We start from the raw sequence: 12,610 nt of genomic DNA on the forward strand, positions 1-12,610 counted from the left end.
AATCATTTGACCATGTATTTCAATTACCTAAACATAAAACTAATACCCTAAAAATCCAACCAAACTTCTTGACTATTTGCATGTAAAAAGTTAATAGGATGTTACCCCCTAAAAACCTTCCTCACCCATTCCGTCATTAATCCTACGCCGTAGCTACTCAGCTGCCCAAATGCAGTAAAAATAGAAAGGAATCCTACCCAAGGTGATTTGTTTATGAAAGTAGAATGAACGAAAACAGCTAGAATCCAAAGCCCATAAACCAAGAACCCTGCTGTCAAGAAAAATAAGAAGGTGGGAAGCCAATAACCAATAACAATTAACCCAATTACCATCATCCAACCCAACAAAAAGAACGCCGGCATCAGATGCACCAACTTCACCGCATTGGGGTGGTAACGGCTAACGTTGATCCGGTTTTGGCCAAAGGAATAACTCTGCCTGAAAAATGTCTTCCAGGTGTTTTTCCTTTTGTGGTACACAAAGGCTTCCTCCACCAATTCCAACCTAAATCTCATTTTTTTGAGCCGAATGCTGAGCTCGATATCCTCTCCCCTATTTGGGTCGACAAAACCTTTGGTCGCTTCAAATGCTTTTTTGGAAAGTCCCATATTGAATCCACGGGCTTGGTACTTGGATGGATCTTTTAATTTCCCCCTGATTCCTCCAGTAGTCAATACAGAGGTCATACTATAATTGATTGCTTTTTGGAAGTTGGAAAAACCCTCCTCAGCAGCATCCGGACCACCATGGGCATCGAGCTTCCGGGTTTTGATGGCTTTATTCAAAACCTCAAAATAATGAGAAGGAATAATGCAATCGGAATCAAAAAGCACAAAATAATCGCCTTTGGCAAGCTTCATCCCGAAGTTCCGGGCAAAGCCTTGGGCAATATTTTCAATCCAAAAATACCTGACTTTGAGATTTTCATTAAAGGATTCCACTGTAAGTCGGCATGGATTATCTGATCCGTCATCTACTACGATCACCTCAAAATCTGTAAAAGTCTGTAAAGTCAGACTCTGAAGCAATTCCCTGATTTCATCGGGACGGTTGTACACCGGTATGATAACCGAAAAAACCATCAGTCTTTTAAATTCAGTTCGGAGTCAATGTTGTAATCTGATTTTCGGCTGCTGTTGGAGGTCATCATCTCAGCGAGAAATCCCGTCAAAAACAACTGAACACCCACAATCAATGCCACCAATGCCAAAAAGAACAAAGGCTGTGCGGTGATTTCCCTTACCGCTCGGCCTTGATAAAGTCCATAAATTTTTTGAAAAATAAGCCAAGAAGTAATGAAAAAACCTGCCAAAAAGGATACTGTACCCAAGGTCCCAAAGAAATGCATGGGACGCTTTTTATATCTGTTGACAAAAGAAACGGAAATCAGGTCGAGGAAACCATTCAAAAATCTTTCCCAACCAAATTTGGTATAGCCATATTTTCTCGGTCTGTGTTCGACTACTTTTTCACCGATTTTGGAGAAACCTGCCCACTTTGCAATCAGAGGAATATAGCGGTGCATCTCTCCGTAGAGGTGGATATTTTTAACGACTTTTCTGTCGTAAGCCTTAAGCCCACAGTTGAAATCATGAAGTTTTATACCTGAAATCACACGGGTCACCCAATTAAAAAATCTTGAAGGAATGGTCTTGCTGATCGGGTCATGTCTTTTCTTTTTCCAGCCGGACACAATTTCAAAACCGTCCCTGACGATCATTTCATACATTTCGGGGATTTCATCCGGACTGTCCTGCAAGTCCGCATCCAAGGTAAAAACCACATCTCCTGAGACTTTGCTGAATCCCATATCCAAGGCAGCAGATTTACCATAATTCCTGCCAAAACTGATCCCTTTTACAAAAGGATTGAGATTGGCGAGCTTTTGGATTTGGTCCCATGAACCGTCGTTGCTGCCGTCATTGATAAAAATGATTTCATAAGAAAAGCCGTGTCCTTCCATGACACGGCATATCCAATTGTGTAATTCTGCAAGTGATTCCTGTTCATTAAAAACAGGGATAACTACTGAGATTTGGGTCATTTCTGTTTAGTAGTCCAATGATTTGTCTCTTTTCTTCAATATCGCTCCTAGGATCAAAGCTATAATAGCATATACGATCACGATAATCCCGAAGGCCTTCAACTGTCCAACTATGGTATAGCCACTTTCAAGATTGCTCCTGATTTCATCAATCTGTTCGGATGTCATGGAGTCAGCTGCACCAAAACGCTCCAGCATAGCCATTTGGGTTTCCATCTGACTTTCTATCAATACACCTGGAAGCGCAGGATCCACCACATGGTACAGCAATTGGCTGCCCAACATACTTATAACTCCTGATACAACCATTGCAATGAAAGCAAAATTAAATGCTGTTCCAAAAGGCATAAAACCTCCGATTGAATTCCTGTATTGGATACCATAATAAATGATCAAGCCGATATACAATACCAAAATCCCGATGCCCACATACCATGCGACCAACAAAGTAGGGTCAATAAAATAAACGATGTAAGTAATTACAATTGAAATAATCCCCAAGATCAATCCTGAATTGAGTCCTGCTTTGAATGGCGATTCTTGATTTTCCATATAGTTTAAAGTTTTGTTCTCCTTAAAATTATTGAAATAATGATTGTAAAAAATAAACCTGGCAGGATTTTCCAAATAAAATCATTCATGGCAATATCCAAAGCCGTCATTGCCTGTATTTTTTCATAGGTAAAGTCAAAAGATTCCTGACCTAATTGTCCCACTATAAGCTCCTCGTTGGTTTCCATCACGGCAACTTTTGCGGCTTTGATTTCCTCAAAGAACCCAGGGCTCAAAGACAAAACCAACCATATCCCCAAGCCTGCGACTATCCCTATCATGGTATATATCAAAAACCCTATGGTCATACCGTGGGCAAAGGAAAGCTCTCCCCCATTGATGTCATTCCTGAAATACCGGATTCCCAAAAACACAAATATCGGAATCAGCACATACCCAAAGAGCATGCTGAGGTTGGTGGCATCAAATCCGATCCATTTGAATAGCAGAAAAGCAAGGACACAAAAAACACCCCCGATTAATCCAAACAAGTACGTAGATCCAAGATAGCGCTTCATCTAGATTTTGACAAAACGGCCTTTGTTGATGACAAATTTAACTTTCCCTTTCAATTTGGTATTGAACCAAGGCATATTGGCAGAAAGTGATTTATTCGATTTTTGGTCAAAAACCCAATTTTCTTCCGGGTCAAAGACGGTAAGGTTATCCATTTTGGAAAGTTCATTTTGTAAAACCTTTGCCGGCCCTTCCGTAATTTTGGAAATCAGAAGGGGCCAAGTGAGTTCTTCGGCCAATTTTACCATCCCGGGCAAGAAAGTCTGCAAACCTGCCATGCCAAAAGCTGCCAAATCAAATTCCATAAATTTGGAATCAAAATCTTGCGGCTGATGATTGGAAACAATTGCATCAATGGTACCGTCTTTCAGGCCTTTTATTAAAGCCTTCCTGTCTTCTTTTCCTCTGAAAGGTGGCATTACCTTAAGGTTGGTATCAAATGAAGCCATGTCCTCATCCGAGAACAGCAATTGGTAAAGAGATACATCTGCCGTGATTTTCAGTCCTTCTTTTTTGGCTTCACGGATTTTGTCCACCGCTCCTTTGGTACTGATGGTCTGCAGATGCAATTTCCCACCTGCATATTTGAGGATCTCAAGGTTGCGGTGGACGGCGATTTCTTCCGATAGATTTGGAATTCCTTTCATCCCAAGCCTTGTAGAGGCGACACCTTCGTGCATCTGCCCAAAAAGTGATAGGTACGGATCATAAGTCTGGTCAAATAACAGCCCTCCAAATTTCTGCAGGTATTGCAAGATCTTCAAAAGACGGTCAGGATTGGAAATAGGATGGGTCCCATCTCCTAATACAAAAACCCCTTCGTGGTGCAAATCAAGGATATCAGTAAAATCTTCTCCTTTGCAATCTTTGGTTGCCGCTGCCTGAATCAACAAATCCGTAATCCAGCCAGAGGCTTTGGACTGCACATATTGGACTTCATTCTTGGTTTGGATAGCAGGTTTGGTATTGGGCATCAACACGGCTTTGGTAAATCCGCTAACTGCAAGCAATTCTCCCAGACTATCCAAGGATTCACGGTATTCTTCCCCGGGTTCGCCTGACATACACCTCAGGTCGATCCATCCCCTAGAAGCAAAAAAAGTCGAACAATCGATGGTTTCTTTGATTTTCAACCCAGAATCACCATTGTCTTCTACGATTTCAGAACCTGTAAAAATGTAATTTTTGGGAGGGTGGATCCTTTGCGGGTCTATTAACCTGAGCGATTGGAGCAGTACGGCCATAAAGGTTATTATTTGTGCAAAACTGCAATAATATTCCAAAAAATGAAAGGAAAATCAGCTTGAGGATATGTAACCGTTTCAAAAAGGCGAAATAGGAGTATGATTCAAGGACCTGTTGGATCGGCTATTTTTTTAAAGGAAAGATTGAATCAATGCGAATTTCATTTTTGGGTTAATCCCAATAACTCCAACAATCTTTCATTTTCAGGATGGGTGAAAAACTGATCAAATTCCAGGTAATATCCGCCAGGATCAAAACCGACAAATCCTTTGAATTTGCCTTCAGGGCCGACCTCGAGGCTATCTTGTCTCAAAGGAAATGCATTATTGTTTCTGACATAGTCAAACCATCCCTCCACATCCTCGACCAAAAAAGAAACATTCACGGCCTTGGTTTCTGAAAAAGTATGCATGCCACGGCGTTCGTCCACGAGGCCGATATAGCCTGTCTCCGACACCTGATATACTTTGGCCCAACCCTGATCCACGATCAACCGCAGTCCCATGATTTCCTCATAAAACTTCTCAGCTTCCACCATGTCTTGGTAATAGGTCCAAGTCACCGCTCCGTAAAAACCCAATCCAGCTGCCACACCTTCCGAAACCGTAGGCAAAGCAGAATATTTCCTCATCTGAGGTACCAGCCATTCGTTCTCTTCGTGTTGCTTAAACATTTCAAATTCCAACAGATATCCTTCAGGATCGATGGCCACAAATCCATCATGGGCATTGTTTTCTTTGGGTTTGTAAGTGTATTTGATCGGGACATTTTTGCTTTGGAGGTACTCGTACCAATCAGGAAGTTGGTCGGTCAGCAAGGCAATGGCTACAGTCTTGGGTTCGGTGGCTTTATGCATGCCTTCGGATTCATCCACCAAAGTCAGGAAAGCATCATGGGAAATCCTGAAGGTTGCCGCAAAACCATAATCCGAAACCATTTCCATCCCCAAAATCTCATTATAAAATTTCTTGGCTACAGCCAGATCTTTGTAATACAAAAAAACATTTGTACCCAATATCCCAAAATCTGGCATAGTCCGGAATTCGGTATTTTTGGCCAAAAGCGAATTGATGTGGTGGTTTGGATAGCCCAACAATCTCCCAAATCGGCGCGCTTCAGCGGTACTGTTATTCCCCTCCATAATTGTTTTTTTCAAATCAAGGTATGCCTCCAAAGTATTCGGTTTGTGGAATATCATGACTTCTTTTCCCTCTGCAACAGACTCGGGAAATAGCATTGTTTTGATGAGATCAGACTCCCTGTATACCTCCACCCCATAACCTTTAGCAATTTCCTGGGCATCTGTCCACAAATTCTCTGCTTCATGGGAAGTAAGAGGCTCACTCAAAGCAATAGGCTTGACATCAGCAGCTACCATTTCCGCCATGGCGACCATGTTTCCAAGGTGTTTCAGATGGTCGCTATCCTTTTGATCATGACAAGAAAAAGAAAACAAAACGATAGCTAATATTAAGATTGGGTTTTTCATATTGGAAATTGAAGATGTAGGGAATTGCCGAAGCTTAAACTTAGCCTGCCAAAACTTAAAGTCAAAAAGCTGATAAAAAATAATCAGGGGGCAAAACTTAATTTTGGCAATTTCCCTGTCAAGGTCAATAAGAAACACCCTCTATATGGGCGTAAATTTCCTCAAAACTGAAAATCCTTTCTTTGCTTGAATTTGTAAAATCAAGCAATTCCGGCAAAGGCAAGCCACCACTTTTGCCGATAGCAGGCCATTTTGGAGGAGTTGAAATCCAATTGCCATGATCATCCTTCATATGTCCCCGATCAGAAATAAAAGAGTGGATAAAATCCCCAGATGTGATGGCTTTGAATCCTGGAAGGTCTTTGCTTTCTTGAGAATGATCAGTCGGAAAAGTAGCTTCCAAATAACTTTTTAACGAGGAAGGAAATTCGAGGGTTGAATCAAAATCATAGATCAATTGGGATTCATGGTTAGAAGCCAACAAAACCACATGGTAATCCCACCAAACCACTTCGTCGCCGTTGGGGGATTTTTGGAATCTGAAGGAACAATTTCTGCTGCTGTTGGAGATGATCAACACCTTTTTGGTAAATCCATCAAGTTCAGGATTCTGACATAGGTGCCAGATGTTTTCTTCGCAAAAATTTTCGGAGTACTTGAAGGTTTTGATTTTCATTGGCTGCCGCAAAAGTAACACAGACTTTGGCAATTGGCAGCATCTCCAAATTTATAATTTGGAAGAAAGAAATTGAATTGGAAATAGGAACAAAGAGAATTCAGTCCAAATCGGGTTAAATCAGGTTCTCGGAGAGCACAAGGTCTTCTTTTGTGCGTTCCCTACAGATTTCTATTAATTGATAAATATCAGAGTCGAGGTAATCCGATTTTTTGATCTGAATGTCATTTTCATTCCTGAAGGAAAAACGCAGACCTCCCGATGAATCTATATGGTCAATCTTGGTCAAACCTGAAATGTTGCGGTGAAACACGATGACACCCCGGAATTTCAATTGATAGCCGTCCAGGACTAAAGTGATTGGATTTAGATTTTTGACCAAAAGAAATAAAAAACACTCATACAAAACGATCAACCAAAAGAGCACCAATGTCCATTTAGGTATTGGAACTCCCACAAAAAACAATAGGGTACCTACCACAGCAAGGGCTATAGTCCATGTTTTGAAACTCTTCTTTTGCCTGCGCAAAAACAATTCCCCACCTACTCCCCTTGTCACCAATTTGTAATGCTCCCTTCCGTAAAAGGCAAACATCAAAATCAGACAAAAAGAGATAAGCCAATGATGATGACGAAGGTCCAAAACCAGAATCAAAACAATGGAAAGTATCAAAAAAGCTGTAACAATGATTTGTCTTTTTCTCATAAATCTGAAGGAAAATAAACTGTGGATGAAAAAATCTTGGCGTCTAAGAAATTGTCATGTTTCAAATTAACTGATTCTGAACAATAATTAAAATCTTTAGCAGAATGAAAATGCTGAAAAAGCAAAAAGAAGGAACATATTTACCTGTTCCTTCTTTCATTTTATGGATTTTGTTGTTTTTCTATTCCCACTCAATAGTAGCCGGTGGCTTCGAAGATATGTCATAAACAACTCTGTTGACGCCTTTGACACGGTTGATGATTTCGTTGGACATTTTACCCAGAAACTCATAAGGCAAATGGATCCAATCCGCAGTCATACCATCGACAGAACCTACAGCTCTTAAGGCTACAACTTTTTCATAAGTACGCTCATCTCCCATGACACCTACAGATTGAATGGGAAGGAGGATTGCACCTGCCTGCCATACCTGATTGTACAATCCTGAGTCTTTGAGGCCTTGGATAAAGATGTAATCGACTTCCTGAAGGGTTTTTACTTTCTCAGCAGTAATGTCTCCCAAAATCCTGATAGCAAGTCCCGGACCTGGAAAAGGATGTCTTCCGATGATTGCCTCCGGTATGTCCAAAGCCCTTCCAACTTCCCTCACCTCATCCTTGAATAAGGTATTCAAAGGCTCTACCACAGAAAGCTTCATAAAGTCCGGCAAGCCTCCCACATTGTGGTGGGATTTGATAGTGGCAGAAGGTCCTTTGACAGATACCGATTCGATCACGTCAGGATAGATGGTACCTTGTCCAAGCCATTTGACACCTTCGATCTTGTGGGCTTCGTCATCAAAAACTTCGATAAATGCACGGCCTATTGCTTTTCGCTTTGCTTCAGGATCTGACAATCCCGCCAAGGCATCATAAAAACGTTTCTTGGCATCAACTCCGATCACATTCAAACCAAGAGTTTTGTAAGATTCTAAAACTTCTTCGTATTCATTTTTGCGGAGCAATCCATTGTCCACAAAAACACAATAGAGGTTTTTGCCGATAGCCCTATGGATCAATGTCGCAGCCACTGAAGAATCTACTCCCCCTGAAAGGCCCATGACTACATTGTCGTTTCCGATTTTTTCTTTGAGCTGAGCGACAGTGCTGTCTATAAATGTATCAGAAGTCCAATCTTGTGAACAACCACAGATATGGACCACAAAATTTCTAAGCAGGTTTTTACCTTCCAATGAGTGTGTTACCTCGGGATGGAATTGGATCCCGTAGGTGACTTCGCCCTGGATTTTGAAGGCCGCTACTTTGACGGAGGCAGTACTTGCAATGATGTCAAAACCTTCCGGGAGTGTCTTGATGGTATCCCCATGAGACATCCAAACCTGAGAACCATGGGTCATTTCTTTCAACAAATCATGGTGCAGGTCAATGTGGTCGAGGTTTGCACGGCCATATTCCCGGATTTCTGAAGGAAGCACTTCTCCTCCGTATTTGTTTGCCAACAACTGCGCTCCATAGCAAACCCCCAAAAGCGGCAATTTACCCCGGAGGCTGTCAAGGTCCAAATCAGGGGAACCAGCATCTCTTACGGAACATGGACTGCCTGAAAGGATCACTCCTTTGATATCAGGGGTAATTTCAGGAATCTTATTGAAGGGGTGAATTTCGCAATATACATTGAGTTCCCTCACGCGTCGGGCGATGAGTTGTGTGTATTGGGAACCAAAGTCTAGGATGAGGATTTGTTCTGCCATGCGCAAAGGTACATAGGGCAGCCATAACGGGAAAAGGATTTCAGAAGATTATTTTGGAAAATGGGATTGGAAAATTAGAAAATTGGAAGATTGGAAAATTGGGGAGCTAATGGGTATTAAGTTAATTGGTTATAGGGTTATTTGTTAACCTGCTTCCCTGTTATCCTTTTTCTCCTGAAGCAAGATGGATTTTTTACCTGTTTTTTAATTTAACCGAGAATGCCTTCGAAGGATTTTTGATCAACATCAAATCCAATTCAGTTTGTGTAAATCCCTTTTCTTTCAGCATAGGGATCAATTCATCAAACAATGCAGTAAACCCTTTAAAATCCCCGCCATTTACTTCACCAGGGCTATACCATCCGGCATCGTGTGACAAAAGTACATGGTCCAAAAGCCCATTTTCCTTGCAGAAAGCTATCCTTTCCAAATGACCCGGTATATCCCAAGCTATGCCATCCAAGCTGATCCAAACTCCTTCATTTTTGGCTTCAATGTATTTTTGAAAATCTTTTTCTGCCTGTGCATGCACCCATACAAAATGACCAAGGGCAACCTTTTCATTTTTCAGAACTTCGATTTGGGCTTTGGCTGTCTCCCATGTCCCTGTATGGGATACGATCAAAAGACCGGTTTTCTTGTAGGTCAAGGCAGCTGTCTTGACCAATTTCTCATCCATTTCTGAAAGTGAAGGACCACTGTTAACTGATATTTTGATAAAGCCCGGCTTGATTCCGGTATCTTCGATTCCATTTTGAAATTCTGCAATCCACCTTTTTGAAAGTTCTTCAACGGATTCTGAATAGGCATGGGACGGGAGATATTTACCCTCCACTGCGCCGTAGTAGCCAGTATTGGTAATAAACTGAATACCGGTAGCTCCTGTAAGCTTTTGGAGTAAAACAGGATCTTTACCCAAATAAGAAGGCGTACATTCAACCAAGGTTTTGACACCTCTTGCTTTTATTTCCGCCAAAAAAGGCAAAACCTTTTGCACCACGGAATCCTTATCCCAACGGTGATATCCTGTAGAATCTGCTCCGATAAAGTCCACCAAAATATGTTCATGGATCAATGTCAGGCCTATCTCCTCAGGGGAAATTTCTCCTGATACGGTAAGAATTTTACCCTCATCAATCTTTTGAGGCGAACATGCAAATAAGATTAGCAATAATAAAACGGGGAAGAATGTTCTCATGGGCATTGATTTTTCCCTTAAGGTAAAAAAAAATAGGCTAAGAATCCTCCAAATTGCTGTTTTCCCCTTCAAACAAAGTCTTCAATTCGACTGCGTGGATTTTCTCCACTTCTTCTAAATACCTTCCAAAAACCGCCGTGCTTCCATGGGTCAGGTATACCTTTTCAGCTTCAGTGGCTTTGATGGCTGATATCAATCCTTCCCAATCCGCATGGTCTGACAAGACAAATCCGGCATCTGCTGCCCGTCTCCTCCTTGCTCCCCGGATATTCATCCATCCCGAACATATGCCTGTTTGATAAGGCGAAAATTGCTTCATCCATTGAGAACCCATAGCCGATGGCGGGGCAATGATCATGGTTCCTCTAAACCGACTCTTTGGAATTTCTTGATTGACTTTTGGGATCTCAGTTACTTTTACCCCATTTGCGAGAAGGGCCTGATTGGTATTCCAGATTGCCCCATGTGCAAAAACTTCTCCGATAGAAAGATCAAGATGATTGATAATCCTTTGGGCTTTGCCCAAGGAATAAGCAAAAAGCACCGAGTTTCTACCTAAAGATGAATTTTGCTTCCACCAGGCGTTAATCGAAGTGAAAATTTCTTTTTGGCTTTGCCATTTGTATATAGGCATACCAAAAGTACATTCAGACACAAACTCATGGCATTTTATCGGTTCAAAAGGTTGGGAAAGTCCATCGTCTTCCGTCTTATAATCTCCTGAAATTACCACGGTTTTTCCTTTGTATTCCAACCTGACTTGTGCCGATCCGGGAATATGGCCCGCAGGATGCAGAGATAAAATCACCCCATTGATTTCCAAGCTTTCTTCATAGTCCATAGTTTCCAAAGAAATCTCCTGACCGAGACGGAGCTTCATGACTTCGGCAGAATGATGATGAGAAAGATAATGTTTCATTCCCCATCGGGCGTGATCAGAATGTGCATGGGTGATGACTGCCTTGTCAACAGGTCTCCAAGGATCTATAAAAATATCTGCTTGAGGGCAATACAATCCAGAAGGTGTCAATTCAAGTAGGTTCATCTTTCTATATTTTTTCTTTACCTTCTTAAAAAATCAATTCCTTTACCTTCGTCCCTTTTCTAAATTTCCTCCAATTCTTTTCCGGGCTTGGGATAGCTTAATCTGGCGATTTTCTTCCCAACATGGTATTCATCCAAACCTGTTACTGTAACTGTTCCCAAGAGATTCAAGTCAAGAGAACCATCTGATCGCAGGCCTTTTTTATCTACCCAAACATGTTCGATGGCTCCGATAAGAAGCTCAGTCCCGTTGACTTTCAAGGTTTGGGACTCTACAAAACTACAACCTAGTTTTACCTTACTTTTGACAACAAAAGGTGCAAAAAAATCTCCGAGATATTCTTCCTCCAATCCTGTGGCTTCAAATTCAGACCCGGAATACCTTGCCGCAGATTGGTGGGCTTCTCTGTAAAATTCTTCTGTTACGTGGTTAAGGGTGAAATAACCTGTTTCAAGAATATTTTCTAAAGTGTGTCTTTCGACAGTATGCGGTCTAAACAATATCCCAACCAAAGGTGGCGTAGCTCCGATATGAAAAACCTGAGAAAACGGAGAAAGATTAGAAATGCCTTTCAGGCTCTTGGTGCCGATGAGATTTAGGCTTTTATATCCTGAAAGGCAGTTGATAAAATCCCTTCTAAAAGCCGATTCAGCCTCCATGATGGAAGCTTTATCGAAATGCTTCATCATATCAAAATGGCTTCTTCGATGGAATTGCAATATTTGATGTCTAACAAATGGATGATGTTGTCAGGATTATTTTTCATGATTTGCTCTTTGGCGATCATTACCATTTTTTCAAACCATTTTTCTTCTGGCAGTATTTTTCGATGCTGATCCAATCCAAGCTCGAGCATTTTGTTTTTCCAGTTTAGAAAATACCATTCCATGCTAGGCTGGTGAAAGGCACGAAGGGATCTTTTGTCGAAAATGAATTTTTTGTATTTCCCTTTTTCAACGATCTCAGTGATATTGATAAAGGTATTTTTGAAATCATCAATCGGGATATAATCTGTCAATAACTCACAGATGATCATTCCCTTTTCTTGATTGGCATATACCTTGGCATATCTTTCTTCAAACATCAGTTCAAAGTTATTTAGCTCGATGGTATTGGCAGTAATATTCATGATTGTGTCTGGGGTAGAAATTAGTGAAACGACCTGTTTTTCATGTTTTTACCATTTGTAACTTCTTCTTTGAAGCTACCTAGATTCTCTTCAAGACGTATGGCATAATCCAAAGTTGTCTTAATTAGTTCTTGTTGGGAATGAATCTGCTCTTTCAGCCTTGAAAGCTCCCTATTCATGTCCCCTAATTTGGCTTCATACTCTTTCTTAAGCCTTTCCTTTTCCAGTCTGGCCTTTTCCAGTTCTTCCTTGAAAATCAAAAATGATTCTGGTGGAGTCCTCATAACATTAAATACTTT

At 41.2% G+C, this 12,610-nt stretch carries 14 protein-coding genes; all 14 read right to left on the reverse strand.

Annotation, left to right across the window (positions count from 1 at the left end; genetic code table 11):
* Positions 1-101 precede the first annotated feature (101 nt).
* Positions 102-1,082 (reverse strand): glycosyltransferase, encoded by a 981-nt coding sequence (locus NU887_RS13600; protein WP_258423930.1) that lies wholly within the window; start codon positions 1,080-1,082, stop codon positions 102-104.
* Positions 1,082-2,044 (reverse strand): glycosyltransferase family 2 protein, encoded by a 963-nt coding sequence (locus NU887_RS13605; RefSeq protein WP_258423931.1) that lies wholly within the window; start codon positions 2,042-2,044, stop codon positions 1,082-1,084. Before NU887_RS13605 ends, NU887_RS13600 begins: the two co-directional genes overlap by 1 nt.
* A gap of 6 nt (positions 2,045-2,050) precedes the next feature.
* Positions 2,051-2,596: a DUF4199 domain-containing protein gene (locus NU887_RS13610; protein ID WP_258423932.1), complete on the reverse strand. Its 546-nt coding sequence runs from the start codon at positions 2,594-2,596 to the stop codon at positions 2,051-2,053.
* Between the two features lie 5 nt (positions 2,597-2,601).
* The gene (locus NU887_RS13615; RefSeq protein WP_258423933.1) at positions 2,602-3,114 is read right to left on the reverse strand and encodes a DUF4199 domain-containing protein; all 513 of its coding nucleotides are present in this window, start codon (positions 3,112-3,114) and stop codon (positions 2,602-2,604) included.
* Positions 3,115-4,356, reverse strand: coding sequence for a dihydroorotase (locus NU887_RS13620; RefSeq protein WP_258423934.1), 1,242 nt, complete (start codon positions 4,354-4,356; stop codon positions 3,115-3,117).
* Between the two features lie 161 nt (positions 4,357-4,517).
* Positions 4,518-5,846, reverse strand: coding sequence for a VOC family protein (locus NU887_RS13625; protein ID WP_258423935.1), 1,329 nt, complete (start codon positions 5,844-5,846; stop codon positions 4,518-4,520).
* Between the two features lie 124 nt (positions 5,847-5,970).
* Positions 5,971-6,522: a protein N-terminal glutamine amidohydrolase gene (locus NU887_RS13630; RefSeq protein WP_258423936.1), complete on the reverse strand. Its 552-nt coding sequence runs from the start codon at positions 6,520-6,522 to the stop codon at positions 5,971-5,973.
* 115 nt (positions 6,523-6,637) lie between these two features.
* Positions 6,638-7,228, reverse strand: coding sequence for a hypothetical protein (locus tag NU887_RS13635; protein WP_258423937.1), 591 nt, complete (start codon positions 7,226-7,228; stop codon positions 6,638-6,640).
* A 181-nt stretch (positions 7,229-7,409) separates the two neighbouring features.
* Positions 7,410-8,939: a glutamine-hydrolyzing GMP synthase gene (gene guaA, locus NU887_RS13640; RefSeq protein ID WP_258423938.1), complete on the reverse strand. Its 1,530-nt coding sequence runs from the start codon at positions 8,937-8,939 to the stop codon at positions 7,410-7,412.
* 193 nt (positions 8,940-9,132) lie between these two features.
* The gene (locus NU887_RS13645; protein WP_258423939.1) at positions 9,133-10,137 is read right to left on the reverse strand and encodes a phosphotriesterase family protein; all 1,005 of its coding nucleotides are present in this window, start codon (positions 10,135-10,137) and stop codon (positions 9,133-9,135) included.
* A 37-nt stretch (positions 10,138-10,174) separates the two neighbouring features.
* On the reverse strand, positions 10,175-11,182 hold the full coding sequence (locus NU887_RS13650; protein ID WP_258423940.1) for a ligase-associated DNA damage response exonuclease: 1,008 nt from the start codon (positions 11,180-11,182) through the stop codon (positions 10,175-10,177).
* A gap of 59 nt (positions 11,183-11,241) precedes the next feature.
* Complete coding sequence (locus NU887_RS13655) at positions 11,242-11,871, reverse strand: flavin reductase family protein (protein WP_258423941.1); 630 nt, start codon at positions 11,869-11,871, stop codon at positions 11,242-11,244.
* Entirely contained in the window at positions 11,868-12,311 is a 444-nt protein-coding gene (locus NU887_RS13660; RefSeq protein ID WP_258423942.1) for a hypothetical protein, read from the reverse strand. Before NU887_RS13660 ends, NU887_RS13655 begins: the two co-directional genes overlap by 4 nt.
* A gap of 20 nt (positions 12,312-12,331) precedes the next feature.
* Positions 12,332-12,595 carry a hypothetical protein gene (locus tag NU887_RS13665; protein ID WP_241127148.1) on the reverse strand — a complete coding sequence of 88 codons (264 nt, stop codon included), beginning with the start codon at positions 12,593-12,595 and terminating at the stop codon, positions 12,332-12,334.
* Positions 12,596-12,610 lie beyond the last annotated feature (15 nt).

The sequence above is a fragment of the Aquiflexum gelatinilyticum genome (genome assembly GCF_024741135.1).
Classification (GTDB): Bacteria; Bacteroidota; Bacteroidia; order Cytophagales; family Cyclobacteriaceae; genus Cognataquiflexum; species Cognataquiflexum gelatinilyticum.

Bases quoted from the DNA above. Each gene is read 5' to 3' on its own strand.
- NU887_RS13620 (WP_258423934.1), bottom strand. From the start codon at position 4,356: ATGGCCGTACTGCTCCAATCGCTCAGGTTAATAGACCCGCAAAGGATC.
- NU887_RS13645 (WP_258423939.1), bottom strand. From the start codon at position 10,137: ATGAGAACATTCTTCCCCGTTTTATTATTGCTAATCTTATTTGCATGT.
- NU887_RS13665 (WP_241127148.1), bottom strand. From the start codon at position 12,595: ATGAGGACTCCACCAGAATCATTTTTGATTTTCAAGGAAGAACTGGAA.
- NU887_RS13660 (WP_258423942.1), bottom strand. From the start codon at position 12,311: ATGAATATTACTGCCAATACCATCGAGCTAAATAACTTTGAACTGATG.
- NU887_RS13655 (WP_258423941.1), bottom strand. From the start codon at position 11,871: ATGATGAAGCATTTCGATAAAGCTTCCATCATGGAGGCTGAATCGGCT.
- NU887_RS13635 (WP_258423937.1), bottom strand. From the start codon at position 7,228: ATGAGAAAAAGACAAATCATTGTTACAGCTTTTTTGATACTTTCCATT.
- NU887_RS13625 (WP_258423935.1), bottom strand. From the start codon at position 5,846: ATGAAAAACCCAATCTTAATATTAGCTATCGTTTTGTTTTCTTTTTCT.
- NU887_RS13650 (WP_258423940.1), bottom strand. From the start codon at position 11,182: ATGAACCTACTTGAATTGACACCTTCTGGATTGTATTGCCCTCAAGCA.
- NU887_RS13605 (WP_258423931.1), bottom strand. From the start codon at position 2,044: ATGACCCAAATCTCAGTAGTTATCCCTGTTTTTAATGAACAGGAATCA.
- NU887_RS13610 (WP_258423932.1), bottom strand. From the start codon at position 2,596: ATGGAAAATCAAGAATCGCCATTCAAAGCAGGACTCAATTCAGGATTG.
- NU887_RS13615 (WP_258423933.1), bottom strand. From the start codon at position 3,114: ATGAAGCGCTATCTTGGATCTACGTACTTGTTTGGATTAATCGGGGGT.
- NU887_RS13600 (WP_258423930.1), bottom strand. From the start codon at position 1,082: ATGGTTTTTTCGGTTATCATACCGGTGTACAACCGTCCCGATGAAATC.
- guaA (WP_258423938.1), bottom strand. From the start codon at position 8,939: ATGGCAGAACAAATCCTCATCCTAGACTTTGGTTCCCAATACACACAA.
- NU887_RS13630 (WP_258423936.1), bottom strand. From the start codon at position 6,522: ATGAAAATCAAAACCTTCAAGTACTCCGAAAATTTTTGCGAAGAAAAC.